Origin of the sequence: Mycobacterium asiaticum DSM 44297 (assembly GCF_000613245.1) — a bacterium.
Taxonomy (GTDB): domain Bacteria; phylum Actinomycetota; class Actinomycetes; order Mycobacteriales; family Mycobacteriaceae; genus Mycobacterium; species Mycobacterium asiaticum.
On the sequence record NZ_HG964936.1, the window covers coordinates 1,819,173 to 1,839,691 of the forward strand.

Below are 20,519 nucleotides of genomic sequence, written 5' to 3' on the forward strand. Positions count from 1 at the left end.
CGCCGTCGACACCGCTGCCGCCGGCCCCGGCGGTGCCGCCGGTGCCGCCCTGTCCGCCTTGGGCGCCCATGCCGCCGCCGGTGGCGCCAGTGCTGGTCGTGCTCGTGTTGGTACCACCGACACCGCCGGTCCCGCCTTGGCCACCCATGCCGCCCTGACCGCCGGCCCCGCCGCCCACACCGTTGATACCCGAGCCGCCGTTTCCACCCTGGCCGCCGGCGCCGCCCTGCCAGCCTTGCCCACCGATCGCGGGGGCGGGGCCTGAGATGCCGGCCAGACCGTTATCGCCTTGTCCGCCATTTCCACCCTGGCCGCCGACGCCGCCGGTGCCCGTTCCGCCGGCAGCCCCGCCGGCGGCGAACACACCGCCGGACCCACCGGCCCCGCCGACTCCCGCGGCACCGCCGTTGCCGCCAGTGCCTCCGTTACCGCCGTCGACACTGAAACCGGCTCCGGTGCCGCCCGCGCCACCTAGGCCGCCGGCCCCGCCAGTGCCACCGATACCGCCAGCCCCGCCGGCGTTCAGCAATCCGGTACCAGCGCCGCCCTGTCCGCCGCGCCGCCGGCGCCGCCCGAAAAACCCGGTATCTCCCTGGCCACCGATCGGGCCGGCACCCGCAGCGCCGGCCGCACCGGTTCCGCCGGCGCCACCGACACCACCGGAGCCGCCTGCGCCCGCGCTGCCGCCGAACAAAGCCCGCCCGACCCCGCCAGTGCCGCCCGTCCCGCCGGCCCCACCGAGACCGGTGAGCCCGGCACCCCCGGCACCTCCGGCGCCGCCGACCCCGCCGAACCCACCCAACAGGCCGCTGGCACCGCCGGCGCCACCCGCACCGCCGGCAAGCCCCGCCGCGCCGGCACCGCCAGCGCCGCCGGCACCGCCGTTACCGAATAACCCCGCGTCACCGCCACGCCCGCCGCTTTGGCCGGTCGCTCCTGACCCGCCGGTGCCGCCATTTCCCCACAGGATTCCGCCGGCTCCGCCGGCCTGCCCGGTGTTAGCTGCCCCGTTTGCTCCGTTGCCGATCAGGGGGCGCCCCAGCAGGGTGTTGGTAGGGGCATTGATCAGGCCGAGGACGCCTTGTTCGAGGGACTGCAGAGAAAGCGCATTTGCTGCCTCAGCGGCTGCGTACGCCCCGGGACTGGCGCTGAGCGATCGAACGAACTGGTCGTGAAACAGCGCAGCCTGAACACTGAGCGCTTGATATTCCTGACCGAATGAGCCGAAGAGTTTGGTGATCGCCGCCGAGATTTCGTCGACGGCAAGCGGAGGGATTCCGGTGGTCGCAGGTCCTGCCATTGCAGCGGCCGCCCGGAGCGCTTCTCCGATTTCGCGGACCTCCGCGGCTGCGGTAGCAACGGCCTCAGGCGAGGCGATCACGTACGACAAAACAGGCCCTCCTGACCTCGCAAAAATTGTCTCTGCTGCATATTTTGCGAGGAACGCTACCGCGCACCCGCGGGATCCTGAGGCGAATGGCGTTATTGGCCAAGCGTGTTCGGTCCGCTGTGGCAAATGGCCGCATGAACAGAATGCCGGCGGTGTCGACGCCCTTGCTGGCTCCACCGCGGCCGTGGTGACCCGTCAGATCATTCCTCGACGGCTCAGACAGGCGTCTCAGGCTGCCCCATCTGCGGTTGATCGATCAGATGTGGGACCGACAAGAAGGGCGTTCGGCGGTTTCCCGTCGAACGCCCTTCCGCCGATCGTGCTGCTAGAGCAGGCCGAGCAACCGCAAATCGCTGACGTACTTGGCGATGATCGGCGGCGTGATGTGCGGAATGTCTTTGTCAGCACCGATTTTCGCGTCTTGCACAGCCGCCCGGAACCGCTCGGTGGGCGCAATCGACCCGCACTCGGGCTCGGCCGGCCGCCGGTAGTTGTGCAGCAACGGCAGCAACGAGGCGTGACGCTGAACTTCCGGCAGCGCCCGCAGCGACGTCTCGAACCGCTGCAGCCAGTCGCCGTAGTCGGCGATGCGTTGGATGGGGCAACCCGCGTCGACCAGCCAGTCGACGAACTCGTCCATACCGATCCCGTCGTCGTACGGGTTCATCACGTGGAAGGTCTCGAGGCCGCGTTCGTTGAGCGCGCCCAGCGTCGCGACGGCCTCGGCAATGAACTCCACCGGCAAACCGTCGTAGTGGGAGCGCTGGCGGTTGCCGTCACCGTCGAGTTCGTAGAACGACCCCGGCGCGATTCCGGTCGCCACCAAACTCAGCATCATCCGGGTGAACATGTCCGGCACATTGAGCTGACCCGCGTAGCTGGTGTCCGCGAGGATCATGTCGCAGCGGAATACCACCACCGGCAGCCCGCACAGGTCGTGCGCCTCCCGCAGCAATACCTCGCCGGCCCACTTGCTGTTCGCGTAGCCGTTGGCGTAGCTGTCGTCGATGGCCCGGGTGGCACTGATGGTCCGGACGTCGGCGTCCTCGACGAACTGCCCCGCCGGAATCTGGTCACCGACCGCGATCGTCGAGGTGTACAGGAACGGCTTCTGACGGGTGGTCAGCGCCAGCCGCAGCAGTTCGGCAGTCCCCAGCGCGTTGGGTCCGAACAGCTGGCTGTACGGCAGCACGTGGTTGACCAGCGCTGCGGGGTCGACGATCAGGTCGACGGTGTCGGCCAGCCGCTGCCAGGTGCCGGCATCGAGCCCCAGGTCCGCCTCGCCCTTGTCGCCGGCGATCACCTCGAGATGATCGGCGGCCAGCTGCCGGTAGTGAGCCACCAGCGCGGGGTCACCACTGTCAAATACCTGGTCCAGCCGCTCCCGTGCCGAGGCGTCGGTCTTTGCCCGCACCAGGCAGATCACCTTGCCGTCGACCAGCTGCATCCGCTCCAGCCATTCCAGTGCCAGGTAACGACCCAGGAACCCAGTGGCGCCGGTCAACAGGACGGTGCGCACCTGGGCACTGGGCGCCGGCAGACCCGGCGCGGCGGCCAGCGTGGCGGCGTCGATGAACTTGTCCAGCGTGAGGTCACTGGCGTGCACCTCGGTCGCCTCCCGCCCGTGCACCGACGCGAACGTGGGCCGCTGGGCGCCGGGAGCACGCTGCGCCTCGATGTAGCGCGCCAGCGTCTGCAGGTCGCTGGCCGGACTGACGATTACGCCTACCGGCACGTCGACGCCGAAGATCTCGTGCAGCAGGTTGGCGAACGACAGCGCCGACAGCGAGTCACCACCCAGATCGGTGAAGTGGGCGTCCGGTCGCAGATCGCTCGCGCCGGTACCCAGCAGCGCCCCCGCCGCGCGGGACAGCGTCTCCAGCACCGGCCGGTCCGCACCGCCCTGGCGTAACGCGCGCAGTTCATTGGCTTGGCAGTCCGCCAGCTCGGTATAGAGCTGTTCCAGCCGCTCGCCGTAGTGCTTTTTCAGCTGCGGGCGCGCCAGCTTGCGGATGCCGGTCAGCAGGCCGTTCTCCAGCGTCCACGGCATCGTCTCGATCAAAAAGTCACGCGGGATCTCGTAGGACTGCAGATCCGCCGCTTTGGCGACCTGCTGCAGCGACGCGGCGATGCTGGACTTCAGCTCGTCGCCGCCGAAGCGCGCCAAGGCCTCCTCGGTGGGAACGATCACGGCCAGCAGGTAGGCGCGGGCACTGTTGCCGTAGACGTAGGCCTGACGGACCAGCGGGCTGTCGGCGAACAGCGGCTCGAGCTTGGACACCGTGACGAACTCGCCCTGCGACAGCTTCAGCACGTTGTTGCGGCGGTCCAGGTACACCAGCTCGTCCGGACCGACCAGGGCCATCACGTCGCCGGTCCGGTAGAACCCGTCCTCGTCGAACACCTCGGCGGTGACTTCCGGGCGCTTGTAATAGCCGGGGAACATGTGGGCCGTCTTGAGCAGCAGCTCCCCGCGGGGGTGGGGCCGGTCGGTCAGGAAGTAGCCCAGGTCGGGCACATCGACCAGCTTGTAGTCGATCACCGTGGAGCGGCGGATACCGCCGTCGATGGTGGCCATCCCGGCTTCGGTCGAGCCGTAACCTTCGACAAGGTGGATGTCGAGCAGGTCCTCGACCCACGCCTTCATCTCAGCCGACATCGGCGCGGAGGCCGTCAGCGCCTCGACGAATCGACCACCGAGGATGGTGGAGCGCAACTGCTCATGCACCTGCTGCTGCGCGGCGACGGGATCGTCACCGCCTGCCACCAGCCGGTCGATCTGGCTCTGGGACTTCTCGAACAGCATGTCCCACACCCGCGGCACAAAGGTGAGCTCGGTCGGCCGCACCGCGGCAAGGTCGTCGAACAGTGTCGACAGGTCGCTCTTGGCGACGAAATAGGCGGTGCCGCCGTTGCCCAGCGTGCCGAACAGGATCTGCCGACCCATGACGTGGCTCATCGGCATGAAGTTCAGCGTGATCGACGGCTCGGTCTTGGGCTTGGACTCGAAGTCGTTGCTGGCCCAGAAATTGACCACCCGGCTCTCGGTGTTCATCGCACCCTTCGGCGCGCCGGTGCTGCCCGAGGTGTAGATCAGCAATGCGACGGGGTTGTCGGCGCAGGAAGCGACGGGCGGCGTGGGCAGGCCCGCACCGCGTGCCAGCACCTCATCGAGGGTCTCGACCACGGCGGCGTCGGCCAACCGGCCGCGCGCAGCCTCGACGGCGTCGCGCTCGTCGGAGACCTCGGGGTGGTGATCAAAAACCATGACCCGGGCGGGCGCATGCGCGGTGAGGGCCAGCTCGACGGCCTCGGCGAGATTCCCGACACTGGCGGCGATCAGGGTCGGCTCGGTCTCGGCGACGATGGGCCGCAGCTGAGTCAGCGCCGCGCCGGTCTGCAACGGCACCGACACCGCGCCCAGCTTCGCCAGCGCGATGTCGATCACGGTGTAGTCGACGCTGGTGAAACCGACGATGCAGACGCGGTCGCCGGCCCGAACGGCGTCGTCGGCGGCCAGGGCCGCGGCGAAGTCGTCGATACGAGATGACAACTCGCGATAGCTGACGGTCTCGAAGCGGGGGAGTAGCTCGAGCGTGGTGCGGCCAGTGGCCGGGTCGGTCACCAACTCGGCGGCGCGCTGGCCCAGCGCCGGGCGGTCCGCGTATTCCGTCATGACCGTCGCAATGAGCTGGGGCAGGCGCAGGCCCGGCCGGCGGATCGCCTCGGCGACCTTCGGGTCGGGCTTGGCGGCGGCGAACTGCGCGTCGGTGGCGTAAAGGTTTTCGATGCGGCGTGCGAGCCGCTCTTCGCGTGTGGTGGTTGACATAGCAGTGCCTCGCATCTGACAGGAGTGGGAATCCGTCGCGCCTCATCGCGCTCCGATAGGTAGAACGTTAGCAAAGGTAACGATCTATCCAGCTATGACATCCGCCACTCAGTCCAGTTCCCTTGCGAGCAGACGCAGAATCGCACTGCGCGGGCCGCGACCGTGCGATTCTGCGTCTGCTCGCGCGAGACGTGCGGCCCCCTAGAACCCAAGAAACGCCAATCGCCAGCCCCCCGGAGATGGGGGACTGGCGACGGGACCAGAGCAGGTTAGAGAAGGCCGAGCAGCCGCAAATCGCTCACGTACTTGGCGATGATCGCCGGCGTGATGTGCGGAATGTCCTTGTCCGCACCGATTTTGGCGTCCTGGACGGCCGCGCGGAACCGGTCGGTCGGTGCGAGCGAGCCCCGCATCGGCTTCTCGGGCTTCTGGTAGTTGTGCAGCAGTGGCAGCAGCGACGCCTGCCGCTGGTTCTCGGGCAAGCCGCGCAGCGCTGTCTCGAACCGTTGCAGCCACTCGCTGTAGTCGGCGATGCGTTGGATCGAGATGCCGGCCCCGTTGGCTGGGGAGATCAGCCAGTCGACGAACTCGTCCATCCCGATGCCGTCGTCATACGGGTTCATGACGTGGTAGGTCTGGAACCCCTCGCCGACGTTCTGGGCGCCCAGCGTCGAGATCGCCTCGGCGATGAACTCGACAGGCAGACCGTCGTAGTGCGCCCGCTGCCGGTTGCCCTCAGCGTCGGTCTCGTAAAACGAGGCCGGAGCGATCCCGGTCGCCACCAAGCTCAGGATCATCCGGGTGAACATGTCCGGCACGTTGAGCTGACCGGCGTAGGTGGTGTCGGCCAGGATCATGTCGCAGCGGAACACCGCCACCGGCAGGCCGCAGAGATCGTGCGCCTCGCGCAGCAGGACCTCACCGGCCCACTTGCTGTTGCCGTAGCCGTTGGCGTAGCTGTCGTTGATGGCGCGGGTGGCGCTGATCTCCCGGACATCGGCGTCCTCGGTGAACTGGCCGGGCTTGATCTGGTCGCCCACCCCGATCGTCGACACGTACGTGTACGGCTTCTGCTTGCTGGTCAGTGCGATCCTGAGCAACTCGGCGGTGCCCAGAGCGTTGGGGCCGAACAACTCGCTGTAGGGCAGCACGTGGTTGACCAGGGCGGCCGGGTCGACGATCAGGTCGACGGTGTCCGCCAGCCGCTGCCAGACCTGCGGGTCCAGCCCGAGGTTGGCCTCGCCTTTGTCGCCGGCGATGACCTCGAGGTGGTCGGTAGCCAGTCGCTGGTAGTGGGCCAGCAGCTTGGGGTCGCCGCTGTCGAAGGTGCGGTCCAGCCGGGCGCGCGCCTCCTCGTCGGACTTGGCCCGCACCAGCGCGATCACCTTGCCACCGACCAGGTCCATGCGCTCGAGCCAATCCAAGGCCAGGTAGCGACCGAGGAAACCGGTGGCGCCGGTCAACAGCACCGTCCGCACCTCGCTGCTCGGCTTGGGCAGTTTGGGCGCCGCTTCCAGCGTTGCCGCGTCGAGGAACTTGTCCAGCGTGAGGTCGGAGGCGTGCACCTCGACCGCGTCACGACCGTGCACCGCCGCGAACGACGGCCGCTTGGTGCCCTGCCGTTCGGCCTCGATGTAGGTCGCGATCGCCTGCAGGTCGCTGGCCGGGCTGACGATTACGCCTACCGGCACGTCGATGTCGAAGATCTCGCGCAGCAGGTTTCCGAACGTCAACGCCGACAGCGAGTCACCGCCCAGGTCGGTGAAGTGGGCGTCGGGCGCCAGGTCGGTGCTGGCGGTGCCGAGCATGGCCGCCGCCGCACGCGTGACGGTCTGCAGCACCGGTGCCTCGGCTCCGGTACGGCGCAGTTCGTTGAGCTCGTTGGCCTGTCCGGCTTCCAGCTCGGCATAGAGCTGCTCGAGCCGCTCGCCGTAGTGCTGCTTGAGCTTCGGCCAGGCCAGCTTGCGGATCCCCGTCAGCAGCCCGTTCTCCAAGGTGAACGGCGTGGTCTCGATGATGAAGTCACGCGGCACCTCATAGGACTGCAGGCCGGTCTCGCGGGCGACGCTCTGCAGCGAGTCCGCGATCATCGGCTTCAGCGCCGTGACGTCGTGGCTGGCCAGGGCCTCCTCGGTCGGGACGACGACGGCCAGCAGGTACGGGTGCGCACTGTTGCCGTAGACGTAAATCTGCCGGACCAAGGGGCTGTTGCCGAACACCGCTTCCAGCTTGGCCACGGTGACGAACTCACCCTGGGCGAGCTTGAGGACGTTGTTGCGGCGGTCGACGTACACCAGTCGCCCGGGGCCGACCTCGGCGACGACGTCGCCGGTCCGGTAGTAACCGTCCTCGTCGAAGACGTTGGCGGTGATCTCCGGCCGCTTGTAGTAGCCGGGGAACATGTTCTCGGTCTTGAGCAGCAACTCGCCCCGCGGGTGCGGCCGGTCGGTGGCGAAGTAACCGAGATCGGGCACGTCGGCCAGCTTGTAGTCGATGACCGGCGGGCTCTGGATCTCGCCGTCGAACAACACCATGCCGGCCTCGGTCGAGCCGTAGCCGTCCAGCAGGTGCATCTCGAGCAGCGACTCGACCCACTGCTTGAGCTCGGGTGAGGTCGGGGCGGAGCCCGTCATCGCGAAGATGAACCGCCCGCCGAGCTGGTACTGGCGCATCTCGGCGATGACCTCGGCCTGCACCGCCTCGCGGGTGGCCTGGTCGGCCGCGTCCGGCAGCCGGCGGTTGACCTGCCGCTGGAATTCGCCGTAGAGCGTCTCCCAGATGCGAGGCACGAAGTTCAGTTCGGTCGGCCGCACCAGCTCGAGGTCTTCGAGCAGGGTGGACAGGTCGCTCTTGGCGGCGAAGTAGGCGGTGCCGCCGTTGCCCAGCGTGCCGTAGAGAATGCCGCGTCCCATGACGTGGCTCATCGGCATGAAGTTGAGGGTGATCGACGCCGCGGTCTCGCCGAACCAGTTGCGCGCCGACCGGCACCACATCTTGCCGACGTTGCGCTGCGGGTACATCGCGCCCTTGGGTGCGCCGGTGCTACCGGAGGTGTAAATGAGCAGCGCCAACGGGTTGTCGTCGTCGGTGGCGGCCGGCTGCGTGGCGGGCAGGGACTTCCCACGCTCTATGAGCTCGGTGAGCGTCTCGACGGTCACCGTCGAGTCGGCGAGCGCCGCGCGGGCGGTGTCGAAAGCCTCGCGTTCGTCGTCGACCTCGGGGTGGTAGTCGAAGACCACCAGCTTGCGGGGGGCCGGGGCGCTGCGGATCAACTCGACGGCATCGGGCAACTGCTTGATGCTGGCGGCCAACGCCACCGGCTCGGTCTCGGCCACGATGGGCTGCAGCTGCGCGAGCGCCGCGCTGGTCTGCAGCGGAACCGCGACGGCGCCGATGAGGCCCAACGCGATGTCGATCGTGGTGAAGTCGACGCTGGTGAAGCCGAGGACACAGACGCGGTCGCCGGTCTTGACCGAGTCGTCGGTCAAGGCCCGGGCCAGCGCGCCGGTGCGGTCGTTCAATTCCTGGTAGGTGATGGTCTCGAAGCGGGGAAGCAGCTCCAGTGCCGTGCGTCCCGTCTGCGGGTCCTTGACGAACTCCACGACGCGCTGTCCCAGGGCCGGACGGTCGGCGTAACCCTCCAGCACGGTCTGGACAATCTGCGGGTAGCGCAGTCCAGGCTGCTCGAGGGCCTCGACCACCGTCGGGTCAGGGGCGGCTGCGGCGAACTGTGGGTCGTTGGCGGTCAAGTCCTCGATGCGGCGTTCGAGCCTCTCATCGTGAGTGGCATTCGACATGACAGTTCCTTAGTAAGACTGAGAGAAGTAAGTGATGGTCTGCGCCACGCTGCGCTGATCCTTAGAACGTTAGCGAAACTAACGTTATTCCTCAATGAAGCGGCGCTGGGAACTCGTTGTGAGTTCAACCACGGCCACTTCGACGCTACGCCTAGACCTCGGCCAGCAGACCGGTCAGCACCTCTAGTCCCTCGGTGAGCAGCTCGTCGGAAATCGTCAGCGGGGGCAGCAACCGGATGATGTTGCCGAACATGCCGCAGGTCAGCACGATGACCCCGGCGGCATGCACGGCGGTGGCCAACTTCAGGGTGAGTTCGGGGTCGGGCTCCGCGGTGCCGGACTTGACCAGTTCGATCGCGATCATCGCGCCGCGGCCGCGCACGTCGCCGATCCGGTCGTCGGCGGCCTGCAACCGCAGCAGCGGCTCGGTGACCAGCCGTTCGATCTGCCGCGCCCGCTCGACCAGGCCGTCGGACTCGATGGTCGCGATGGTGGCCAGCGCCGCCGCGCAGGCGACCGGGTTGCCGCCGAATGTGCCGCCCAGACCGCCGGCATGCACGGCGTCCATGATCTCGGCGCGGCCGGTGATGGCCGACAGCGGCAGCCCGTCGGCGATGCCCTTGGCCGTCACGATGATGTCCGGTTCGATCCCCTCGTGTTCGCAGGCGAACATCGCTCCGGTGCGGGCGAAGCCGGTTTGCACCTCGTCGGCGATGAACACGACGTCGTTCTGGTGGCACCACTCGAGCAGCGCGGGCAAGAATCCCTCGGCGGGAACGATGAAGCCGCCTTCGCCCTGGATCGGCTCGATGATTACTGCCGCCAGGTTGCCGGCCCCGACCTGCTTGTCCATCACGCTGATCGCGCGGGCTGCGGCCTTCTCGCCGTCGGTGGCCAGTTCCTTGTCGAGCAGCCCGTCCCGGTACGGGTAGGACAGCGGGGCCCGGTAGATCTCCGGCGCGAACGGCCCGAAACCGCTCTTGTAGGGCATGGACTTTGCGGTCAGCGCCATCGCCATGTTGGTCCGGCCGTGGTAGGCGTGGTCGAAGGCGACGACGGCTGGCTTGTGGGTGTGGTAGCGCGCGACCTTGATGGCGTTCTCGACCGCCTCGGCGCCCGAATTGAACAGCACCGAACGCTTTTCGCCCGAGCCCGGGGTGATCCGGTTGAGCTGCTCGGCGACGGCTACATACTCCTCGTAGGGCGTGACCATGAAGCAGGTGTGGGTGAATTCGGCGACCTGCCGGCGCACCGCCTCGACGACCGGCGGGGACGAGTTGCCGATCGTGGTGACCGCGATGCCCGACCCGAGGTCGATGAGCCGGTTCCCGTCCACGTCCTCGACGATGCCGCCGCCCGCCCGTGCCACGAAAACGGGAAGCGTGATGCCGACTCCATGGGACACGGCGGCGGTGCGCCGCTTGTTCAGTTCCAACGACGCCGGGCCCGGGATTTCCGTGACCAGATGGCGGCTCTGTTCGAGGCTGGCCACGGACTTTCTCCTTCCGCGCCGCGCCGGTCACGTCGCATTTGTGAGCCTAGCGGGTACCCGGTCGTTGCGGCCCGCGGACGATGCCGGTCGGTTTGCGACCTGCGGGAATGGCAGACTGGACGCTCAACGAGGTGAGCCGGCCGGGGCCAGCCCGGCAGCGTCCCCGGTTCTGCCAGGGAAATTCGAGCACTACCGATACGAAAGACAGGCGTGTTGATGGAGAGTTTTGTCTTGTTCTTGCCGTTCCTGCTCATCATGGGTGGCTTCATGTACTTCGCCTCTCGGCGACAGCGGAAGGCGATGCAAGCCACCATCGACCTGCACGAGTCGCTGCAGCCGGGGGACCGGGTGCACACCACGTCCGGGCTGGAGGGCACCGTCGTTTCCTTCACCGACGACACTGTCGACCTGGAGATCGCGCCGGGTGTGGTGACGACATGGATGAAGCTGGCGGTACGCGACCGGATCCTGCCGGAGGACGACGAAGATCTGGACGACGAGGATGGCTATCCGGCTGGCTATGGGGAAAGTCCCGCGCTCGAAAAGGATTCCTGACCGGAGCCGACTCTCGGCGCAGCGCGCCACGTAGTCTTTCCGGAGGCTCTCACCCGCTCGACCGGGGGTCCCAACCGATTCCAAGGAGATAGAAGGAACGTGGCATCGTCTTCGGCGCCGGTGCATCCTGCCCGCTACCTGTCGGTGTTCCTGCTCATGCTTGTCGGCGTTTACCTACTGGTCTTTCTCACCGGTGACAAGAAGGCCAGCCCCAAGCTGGGCATTGACCTGCAAGGCGGCACCCGGGTGACGCTGACCGCCCGCACCCCGGACGGCTCGCGGCCCAGCCGGGACGCGCTGGCACAGGCGCAACAGATCATCAGCTCTCGGGTCAACGGGCTGGGTGTTTCCGGCTCAGAGGTGGTCGTCGACGGGGATAACCTGGTCATCACAGTGCCCGGCAGTGACGGCAACGAGGCCCGGGACCTGGGCCAGACCGCGCGGCTCTATATCCGGCCGGTGCTCAGCTCCCAGCCCGCGCAGAAGGCTCCCGAGGAACCCAAGCCGGGCCAGCAGCCCGCCGGTGGTGAGCCGGGTGCTCCCGCTCCCGGGGCCCCCGCTCCCGCACCTGGGGCTCCCGCTCCCGGCGCTCCGGCTCCGGTGCCCGGCGCTCCGCCGAACGAATCGCCCGCCCCGCCGGGGCAGCCCGGGACGCCGCCGCGATCGGGTGCCCCGCAGTCCGGAGCTCCCGCGCCGGCACCACCGCGGGGACAGCCACGGCCGTACCCGCAGGACCCGGCCCCCAGCCCTACTCCGGCCCCCAGCCCGGCCCCGCCTTCGAGTCCGGCGCCAGGCTCCGCCCCGAGCCCGGCCCCGGCACCCTCGCCCGCGCCGACGGGAGAGGCGCCACCATCGGAGCAGCCCGCCGCTCCGGACCCGCGCAAGGACCTGGCCGAGCGCATCGCCCAAGAGAAGAAGTGGCGGCAGAACACCAGCCAGTACATCCAGATGGTCGCCCTGCAGTTCCAGGCCACCCGCTGCGACAAAGACGACATCCTGGCCGGCAACGACGACCCCAAGCTGCCGTTGGTCACCTGCTCCACCGACCACAAGACCGCCTACCTGCTGGGACCGTCGATTATCAGCGGCGACCAGATCCAGGACGCCACCTCCGGGATGAACCAGAGCAGCCTGGGTTATGTCGTCGATCTGCAGTTCAAGGGACCGGCGGCGAACGTGTGGGCGGACTACACCGCCGCCCACACCGGCACTCAGACGGCGTTCACGTTGGACTCGCAGGTCGTCAGCGCGCCGATGATCCGGGAGGCGATTCCGGGCGGCCGCACCCAGATCAGCGGCGGTGAGCCGCCGTTCAGCGCCGCGACGGCCAAACAGCTCGCCAACGTGCTGAAGTACGGTTCGCTGCCGCTGTCGTTTGAGTCGTCGGAAGCCCAAACGGTTTCGGCGACATTGGGTTTGACGTCGCTGCGAGCCGGTCTGATCGCCGGTGCCATCGGCGTGGCGCTGGTGTTGGTGTACTCACTGCTCTATTACCGGGTGCTGGGCTTGCTCACCGCGCTGTCATTGGTCGCTTCCGGTGCAATGGTTTTCGCGATCCTGGTGTTGCTGGGCAGGTATATCAACTACACCCTGGACCTGGCCGGCATCGCCGGTCTGATCATCGGTATCGGGACCACCGCCGACTCGTTCGTCGTGTTCTTCGAGCGCATCAAAGACGAGATCCGCGAAGGCCGTTCGTTCCGCTCGGCGGTGCCGCGCGGGTGGGCGCGGGCCCGCAAGACGATCGTGTCCGGCAACGCCGTCACCTTCCTGGCGGCCGCGGTGCTGTATTTCCTGGCCGTCGGCCAGGTCAAGGGATTTGCCTTCACCCTCGGCCTGACCACGATCCTCGACGTCGTGGTTGTGTTCCTGGTGACCTGGCCGCTGGTGTACCTGGCGTCGAAGTCGGCGAGGCTGGGCAAGCCCGCGTACAACGGTCTGGGCGCCGTTCAGCAGGTCGCACGCGAACGCCGGGCCGCCACCGCGGGTGCCGGCTCGGGTGCCGCAAAGACGGGACGGGAGAAGTGATGGCGGCCAAACCCAAGACTCTCGAGACTTCCGCCGAGGAAGCGAAAAGTGCTGCGGTGCAGCACAGTTGGCTGTCGCGGCTGTACACCGGAACCGGTGCGTTCGAGGTGGTGGGACGCCGCAAGCTGTGGTATGGCGTGAGTGGCGCGATGATGGCGATCGCGATCCTGGCCATCCTCATCCGGGGGTTCACGTTCGGTATCGACTTCAAGGGTGGCACCACGGTGTCCATGCCCTCGGTCGGCACTGAAGGCGCCATCAGCGTGGTCCAGGTGGAGACCGTCTTCAACAACACGATCGGCAAGGATCCCGAGTCGGTCGTCACGGTCGGCAAGGGTTCCTCGGCCACCGTGCAGATCCGCTCGGAGACGCTGTCCAACGAGCAGACGGAGAAGCTGCGCACCGCGCTGTTCGACGCGTTCCACCCCAAGGGGCCCGACGGTAACCCCAGCAAGAAGGCGATCAGCGACGCTGCGGTGTCGGAGACCTGGGGCGATCAGATCACCAAAAAGGCGGTGATCGCGCTGGTGGTGTTCCTGGTGCTGGTCGCCATCTACATCACCGTGCGCTACGAGCGCTATATGACCCTGTCCGCGCTGGCCGCGATGATCTTCGACATCACAGTCACCGCCGGCGTCTATGCGTTGGTCGGTTTCGAGGTCACCCCGGCGACCGTGATCGGTCTGCTGACCATCCTTGGGTTCTCGATCTATGACACCGTCATCGTGTTCGACAAGGTCGAGGAGAACACCCACGGTTTCCAGCACACCACCCGGCGTACCTTCGCCGAGCACGCCAACCTGGCGGTCAATCAGACGTTCATGCGGTCCATCAACACCAGCCTGATCTCGGTGTTGCCGGTGCTGGCGCTGATGGTGGTCGCGGTCTGGCTGCTCGGCGTGGGCACCCTCAAGGACCTGGCCCTGGTGCAGCTGATCGGCATCATTGTCGGCACTTATTCCTCGATCTTCTTCGCGACCCCGCTGCTGGTGACGCTGCGTGAACGCACCGAGCTGGTACGCACCCACACCCGCCGCGTGCTGCGGCGGCGGAACAGCGGTAACGCGGCGACCACCGAGAAAGCTCCGGTCAAGGCGGACACCGTCGAGGACGACGACGAAGCTGTCGACGAGACCACCGAGACTGCCACCGAAACTGCCGTGGAAACCTCCGAAGCGGCCACCCGCCCGGCCAAGGTCGACAAGCCGGCGACCACCAACAAACCGGCGCCAGGCGCTCGCCCGGTGCGTCCCACCGGTACGCGGCGTCCCACCGGCAAACGAAACGCCGGCAAGCGGTAGCCGATGGCCGCCTGGGGTCGCTGGCGGAAAGCCGCCGTGGTCACGGCCGCGGCGGCAGCGCTGACGGCGTCAACCCTGACCGCATGCTCGGGCACCGCCGCCGGTCAGGTCGACTACGTCGTCGACGGGGCGCTGTCCAGCTACAACACCAACACCGTGATCGGCGCCGCGTCGGCGGCGGCACAGGCGTTTGCCCGGACGCTCACCGGCTTCGGCTACCACGGACCGGACGGACAGGTGGTCGCCGACCACGACTTCGGCACGGTCTCGGTGGTAGGCGGCTCGCCCTTGGTGCTGGACTACCAAATCGCCGACAACGCCGTCTACTCCGACGGCAAGCCCATAACCTGCGACGATCTGGTGCTGGCGTGGGCGGCACAGTCCGGGCGCTTCGGCGGTTTCGATGCCGCCAGCCAGGCCGGCTACGCCGATATCGCCAACGTCGAATGCACGCCAGGACAGAAGAAAGCCCGGGTCTCGTTCATCCCCGACCGCGGCGTCGTCGACTACACCCAGCTGTTCACGGCCACCTCGATGATGCCGTCGCACGTCATCGCCGACACGCTGGGCACCGACATCACCACCGCGCTGCTGACCAACAAGGCGTCGGTGATCGAACAGGTTGCGCGGCTGTGGAACACCACCTGGGACCTCAAGCCGGGAATCGACCTGAAACGCTTCCCCTCGTCGGGGCCGTACAAGATCGAACGCGTGCTGGACGGGGGCGCCGTCGTGCTGGTCTCCAATGACCGCTGGTGGGGTCCCAAGGCGATCACCAAGCGAATCACCGTGTGGCCGCAGGGCGGCGACATCCAGGACCGGGTGAACAACCGCAGCGTCGACGTGGTCGATGTCGCGGCCGGATCCTCCGGTGCGCTGGCCACGCCGGACAACTATGAGCGCAGCGACTCGCCGTCGGCGGGAATCGAACAACTGATCTTCGCCTCACAGGGACCGCTCGCGGCGCGCCCCGCGCGTACCGCGTTCGCGCTGTGCACCCCGCGAGACGTCATCGCCAAGGACGCCGGGGTCGCAATCGCCAACTCGCGGCTCAGCCCGGCCGCCGAGGACGCGGTGGCAACGGCCGACGGTGTCGCCGAGGCGGCGCAATTCAACCGAGCCGACGCTAACGCCGCACGCACGGCGCTGGGCGGTGCCAAGCTGACCGTCCGGATCGGCTACCGGGGACCGAACGCACGGCTGGCGGCCACCGTCGGGGCCATCGCGACGTCGTGCGCTCCGGCGGGCATCACCGTGTCGAACGTGACGCTGGATACCTCCGGACCACAGGCACTGCGGGACGGGAAGATCGACGTGCTGGTCGCCAGCACCGGCGGTGCCAGCGGCAGCGGATCCACCGGTTCGTCGTCGATGGACGCCTACGCGCTGCACGGCGGCAACGGCAACAACCTGTCGGGCTACGCCAACCCCCAGATCGACGGGATCATCGGGGCGCTGGCGGTCTCGGCCGATCCCGCCGAACGCGCCAGACTGCTCAGCGAGGCCGCGCCGGTGCTCTGGGGCGACATGCCGACCCTGCCGCTGTACCGGCAGCAGCGCACCCTGCTGATGTCGAAGAAGATGTACGCCGTCAGCCGGAACCCGACCCGCTGGGGCGCGGGGTGGAACATGGATAGATGGGCCCTGGTGCAGTGACCGATCTGCCCGCCATGCTGGCGGCGCTGACCAGGGAGGTCGCCGATTTCCCCAAACCCGGCGTGGTCTTCCGCGACCTCATTCCGGTGTTCGCCGACCGCGATGCGATGACGGCGATCACCGACGCGTTGACCGAGGTGGCCGAAGGCGCCGACCTGGTGGCTGGCATCGACGCTCGCGGGCTATTGCTTGCCGCGGCCGTCGCGGTCCGCCTCGGCACCGGTGTGTTGGCCATCCGCAAAGGCGGCAAACTGCCGCCGCCGGTGCTCAGCGAGAACTACCAGCGCGAGTACGGCGCCGCCACCCTCGAGATCCCGGCCGACGGGATCGCGCTGGTAGGCCGGCGCGTGGTCATCATTGACGATGTCCTGGCCACCGGCGGCAGCGTCGGTGCCGCACAACGGCTGCTCGAGCACAGCGGCGCCTCGGTGACATCGGCCGCGGTGGTCGTGGAATTGGTGGAACTGGGTGGCCGCGAGGCGCTGACCCCGTTGTCGGTACACAGCCTCAGTCGCGTTTAGTAACCGGAATACCGCGATATCCTCTAGTTCGGAGGTGACGAACGTGGCGGACGACCAAAGCACGCTACAAGCTGCCCCGCCCACGGAGCCGTTACCGGTCAGTGAGGTGCCGGAGCCCCCCGCGGAGCCCGTCAAGACGAGCAGTAGCGCGTCGCGACGTGTCCGGGCTCGGCTGGCCCGCCGGATGACCGCCCGCAGCAGCGCCATCAACCCGGTCCTCGAACCTTTGGTGGCGGTGCACCGCGAGGTCTACCCGAAGGCCGATCTGTCGCTGCTGCAGCGCGCCTACGAGGTGGCCGATCAGCGGCACGCCACGCAGTTGCGGCATTCCGGCGATCCCTACATCACCCACCCGCTGGCCGTCGCCAACATCCTGGCCGAGTTGGGCATGGACACCACCACGTTGGTGGCCGCGCTGTTGCACGACACGGTGGAGGACACCGGCTACACGCTGGAAGCGCTGAGCGAGGACTTCGGCGAAGAGGTGGGCCACCTCGTCGACGGTGTGACCAAACTGGACCGCGTTGTGCTGGGCAGCGCCGCCGAAGGCGAAACGATTCGCAAGATGATCACCGCGATGGCCCGCGACCCTCGCGTGCTGGTGATCAAGGTGGCCGACCGGCTGCACAACATGCGCACCATGCGTTTCCTGCCGCCGGAGAAGCAGGCCCGCAAGGCCCGCGAGACTCTGGAAGTCATTGCGCCACTGGCACATCGGCTCGGGATGGCCAGCGTCAAATGGGAGCTGGAGGACCTGGCGTTCGCGATCCTGCACCCCAAGAAGTACGACGAGATCGTGCGCTTGGTGGCCGGCCGGGCGCCGTCGCGCGATACCTATCTGGCCAAGGTGCGCGCCGAGATCACCAGCACGCTTAACGCCTCAAAGATCAAGGCGACCGTTGAAGGTAGGCCGAAACATTATTGGTCGATTTACCAGAAGATGATCGTCAAGGGTCGCGACTTCGACGACATCCACGACCTCGTCGGCATCCGCATCTTGTGTGACGAGATTCGTGACTGCTATGCCGCGGTGGGTGTCGTGCATTCGCTGTGGCAGCCCATGGCGGGACGGTTCAAGGACTACATCGCCCAGCCCAGATACGGTGTGTACCAGTCGCTGCACACCACCGTCGTCGGCCCGGAGGGCAAGCCGCTGGAGGTGCAGATTCGCACCCGCGACATGCACCGCACCGCCGAATACGGCATCGCCGCGCACTGGCGTTACAAGGAAGCCAAGGGCCGCAACGGTGTTCCGCATCCGCACGCCGCCGCCGAGATCGACGACATGGCCTGGATGCGTCAGCTGCTCGACTGGCAACGGGAGGCCGCCGACCCCGGTGAGTTCCTGGAGTCGTTGCGTTACGACCTTGCGGTGCAGGAGATTTTCGTGTTCTCGCCCAAAGGTGACGTGTTCACGTTGCCGGCCGGGTCCACGCCGGTGGACTTCGCCTACGCCGTGCACACCGAGGTGGGGCATCGCTGCATCGGGGCGCGGGTCAACGGACGACTGGTGGCCCTGGAACGCAAGTTGGACAACGGCGAAGTCGTCGAGGTTTTCACGTCCAAGGCGCAGAACGCCGGGCCGTCGCGGGACTGGCAGCAGTTCGTGGTTTCCCCGCGGGCCAAGACCAAGATCCGGCAATGGTTCGCTAAGGAGCGTCGCGAGGAGGCGCTGGAGTCCGGCAAGGAAGCCATGGCCCGCGAGGTGCGGCGGGGTGGACTTCCGTTGCAGCGGTTGGTCAATGGCGAATCGATGGCCGCGGTGGCCCGCGAACTGCACTACACCGACGTCTCGGCGATGTACACCGCGATCGGTGAGGGGCACGTCTCGGCGCGCCACGTGGTGCAGCGGCTGCTGGCCGAACTCGGCGGTATCGACCAGGCCGAGGAGGATCTCGCCGAGCGGTCCACCCCGGCGACCATGCCGCGGCGGCCGCGCAGCACCGAAGACGTCGGTGTCTCGGTTCCGGGTGCCCCCGGCGTGCTCACCAAGCTGGCCAAGTGCTGCACCCCGGTGCCCGGCGACCAGATCATGGGGTTCGTGACCCGCGGCGGGGGAGTGAGCGTGCACCGCACCGATTGCACCAACGCGGCGTCGCTGCAGCAGCAGGCCGAGCGCATCATCGAGGTGCTGTGGGCGCCGTCGCCGTCGTCGGTGTTCTTGGTGGCGATCCAGGTGGAGGCGCTGGACCGGCACCGGTTGCTCTCGGACGTGACGCGAGTGCTGGCCGACGAGAAGGTGAACATCCTGTCCGCGTCGGTCACCACCTCCGGTGACCGGGTGGCGATCAGCCGATTCACGTTCGAGATGGGCGACCCCAAGCATCTCGGGCACCTGCTCAACGTCGTGCGCAATGTCGAGGGCGTCTACGACGTGTACCGGGTGACTTCTGCCGCTTAAGACCGCTCAGCAAAAATCTCGGATTCCGGGACGGCCGTTTGCGCATCGACTACTATCCCCCGAATCGCTTCATGTGTGTAGTCGGCCGGGAGGGTCGAATGACTGCGATGTGCCTCGCATATCGACTGGGTGGATATGAGGCGTTCTGTCCGGACTCTGATCCCTGATCCACCCGAATTCCCCCGTAGCGAGGGCACCTCCCATGTCTTTTTTGGTCGTAATCCCTGATGCGGTAGCAGGCGCTGCCCAGAACCTGACCGGTATCTCGTCGTCCCTGCAGGCGGCAAACGCGACGGCGGCCGGCGCGACGACCTTGTTGCCGGCGGCCGCGGCCGACGAGGTGTCGGCCGCGATCGCGTCATTGTTCGGTGGCTACGCCCGGGAATACCAGGCGCTGGGTGCGCAGCTTGCGCTGGCGCAAGAACAGTTCGTACGCGCGGTGGCTTCGGGCGGATTCATGTATGCGGCCACCGAAGCGGCCAACGCGTTCCCGGCGCAGACGCTGGCTGATGACATCTTGGCGGTCATCAACGCGCCCACCAACACGTTGTTCGGACGTCCGCTGATCGGCGATGGCATCGACGGCGCTCCGGAGAGCGGGCAGGCCGGTGGTGCGGGCGGATTCCTGATCGGCAATGGCGGCAGGGGTGGTTCCGGCGCCGCCGGAATGGCCGGTGGGCCGGGCGGGGATGCGGGGATGCGGGTCGGTGTCGGGCGGCGCGGCGTGCGGCGCTGGCGGCGCCGGAACCACCGGCCTGGCCGGCGGGGCCGGTGGTCGCGGCGGTGCTGGCGGGTGGCTGGCCGGCTCCGGCGGGAACGGCGGGATAGGCGGTAGCGGTGCGGAGGGCACGGCGAGCGCGGCCGCGACCGACGGCGGCACCGGTGGTGCGGGCGGATTGAGTCGGGCGCTGGCGTTCTACAACGGCGGTAACGGCGGTGCCGGCGGTGTCGGTGGCGCCGGTGCTGGGGGCGCGGCGGCGGCTGGTGCCGGTGCGATGGGTGGCTCGGGCACCGGTGGCGGAGCTGGCGGCCAAGGAGGCGCGGGCGGTAACAGCATCGGGCTGTTCGGCGGTGGCGGGGCCGGCGGGGTCGGCGGTGCTGGTGGTGAGGGTGGACTGGGCGCTCAGGGCGGCGTTGGTACTTCATCTTTGGCCGGGGGTATCGGCGGAGGTGGGGGGACCGGCGGAAACGCCGGGGCCGGGGGAGTTGGCGGGTCGGGCGGGATGTTCGGCGCCGCCGGTGCGACGGCCGCCGCCGGTGCGGGTGGCGCCGGCGGTGGCGGCGGGCAGGGCGGGGCAGGGTACGACGCGTCGGCGGTGGCGGGTGCTGACGGCGGGAGGGGCGGTAAGGGCGGTAGCGGCGGAATGGGCGGTAGTGGCAGCACCAACGGCAATGGCGGCGAGGGCGGTGAAGGCGGTGCGGGCGGCGCCAGCTATGACGCCACCAGTCTGACCACGGGCGTCGACGGAGGTGACGGCGGCGACGGTGGTGACGGCGGTACCGGCGGCGCGGCCGGCACCGGTGGAACCGGCAGCATCGACGGTAAGGG

The 20,519-nt window shown here is 68.0% G+C and carries 10 protein-coding genes and 1 pseudogene; 7 read left to right on the forward strand and 4 right to left on the reverse strand.

The window, feature by feature from the left end:
• The 4 genes from BN972_RS08920 to gabT form a co-directional block, all read right to left on the reverse strand.
• The coding region (locus tag BN972_RS08920) for a PE family protein (protein ID WP_455709858.1) at positions 1-1,330 on the reverse strand (1,330 nt) is incomplete at its 3' end.
• A 385-nt stretch (positions 1,331-1,715) separates the two neighbouring features.
• The gene (car, locus tag BN972_RS08925; protein WP_036355184.1) at positions 1,716-5,219 is read right to left on the reverse strand and encodes a carboxylic acid reductase; all 3,504 of its coding nucleotides are present in this window, start codon (positions 5,217-5,219) and stop codon (positions 1,716-1,718) included.
• 269 nt (positions 5,220-5,488) lie between these two features.
• Positions 5,489-9,016, reverse strand: a complete 3,528-nt coding sequence (car, locus tag BN972_RS08930; RefSeq protein ID WP_036355187.1) for a carboxylic acid reductase — start codon at positions 9,014-9,016, stop codon at positions 5,489-5,491.
• A gap of 151 nt (positions 9,017-9,167) precedes the next feature.
• Positions 9,168-10,508, reverse strand: coding sequence for a 4-aminobutyrate--2-oxoglutarate transaminase (gene gabT / locus BN972_RS08935; RefSeq protein WP_036355190.1), 1,341 nt, complete (start codon positions 10,506-10,508; stop codon positions 9,168-9,170).
• 216 nt (positions 10,509-10,724) lie between these two features.
• Here gabT and yajC point away from each other — a divergent pair, with 216 nt between their 5' ends.
• The 7 genes and pseudogenes from yajC to BN972_RS31140 form a co-directional block, all read left to right on the forward strand.
• On the forward strand, positions 10,725-11,063 hold the full coding sequence (gene yajC, locus BN972_RS08940; RefSeq protein WP_036357068.1) for a preprotein translocase subunit YajC: 339 nt from the start codon (positions 10,725-10,727) through the stop codon (positions 11,061-11,063).
• Between the two features lie 99 nt (positions 11,064-11,162).
• A complete protein-coding gene (secD, locus tag BN972_RS08945) occupies positions 11,163-13,091 on the forward strand; it encodes a protein translocase subunit SecD (RefSeq protein WP_036355192.1) in 1,929 nt (642 codons plus the stop codon).
• Positions 13,091-14,392: a protein translocase subunit SecF gene (gene secF / locus BN972_RS08950; protein WP_036355194.1), complete on the forward strand. Its 1,302-nt coding sequence runs from the start codon at positions 13,091-13,093 to the stop codon at positions 14,390-14,392. Before secD ends, secF begins: the two co-directional genes overlap by 1 nt.
• A gap of 3 nt (positions 14,393-14,395) precedes the next feature.
• Complete coding sequence (locus tag BN972_RS08955; RefSeq protein WP_036355196.1) at positions 14,396-16,048, forward strand: ABC transporter substrate-binding protein; 1,653 nt, start codon at positions 14,396-14,398, stop codon at positions 16,046-16,048.
• Positions 16,030-16,569, forward strand: a complete 540-nt coding sequence (locus tag BN972_RS08960) for an adenine phosphoribosyltransferase (RefSeq protein WP_036355198.1) — start codon at positions 16,030-16,032, stop codon at positions 16,567-16,569. The genes BN972_RS08955 and BN972_RS08960 overlap by 19 nt, the downstream gene beginning before the upstream one ends.
• Positions 16,570-16,612: 43 nt before the next feature.
• The gene (locus tag BN972_RS08965; RefSeq protein WP_036357070.1) at positions 16,613-18,970 is read left to right on the forward strand and encodes a RelA/SpoT family protein; all 2,358 of its coding nucleotides are present in this window, start codon (positions 16,613-16,615) and stop codon (positions 18,968-18,970) included.
• Positions 18,971-19,172: 202 nt separating this feature from the next.
• Positions 19,173-20,519 (forward strand): annotated as a pseudogene (locus BN972_RS31140) (PE family protein); the annotation flags it as partial.

Coding starts and splice junctions, on each gene's coding strand:
- BN972_RS08955 (WP_036355196.1), top strand. CDS start 14,396: ATGGCCGCCTGGGGTCGCTGGCGGAAAGCCGCCGTGGTCACGGCCGCG.
- secF (WP_036355194.1), top strand. CDS start 13,091: ATGGCGGCCAAACCCAAGACTCTCGAGACTTCCGCCGAGGAAGCGAAA.
- car (WP_036355184.1), bottom strand. CDS start 5,219: ATGTCAACCACCACACGCGAAGAGCGGCTCGCACGCCGCATCGAAAAC.
- yajC (WP_036357068.1), top strand. CDS start 10,725: ATGGAGAGTTTTGTCTTGTTCTTGCCGTTCCTGCTCATCATGGGTGGC.
- BN972_RS08960 (WP_036355198.1), top strand. CDS start 16,030: ATGGGCCCTGGTGCAGTGACCGATCTGCCCGCCATGCTGGCGGCGCTG.
- car (WP_036355187.1), bottom strand. CDS start 9,016: ATGTCGAATGCCACTCACGATGAGAGGCTCGAACGCCGCATCGAGGAC.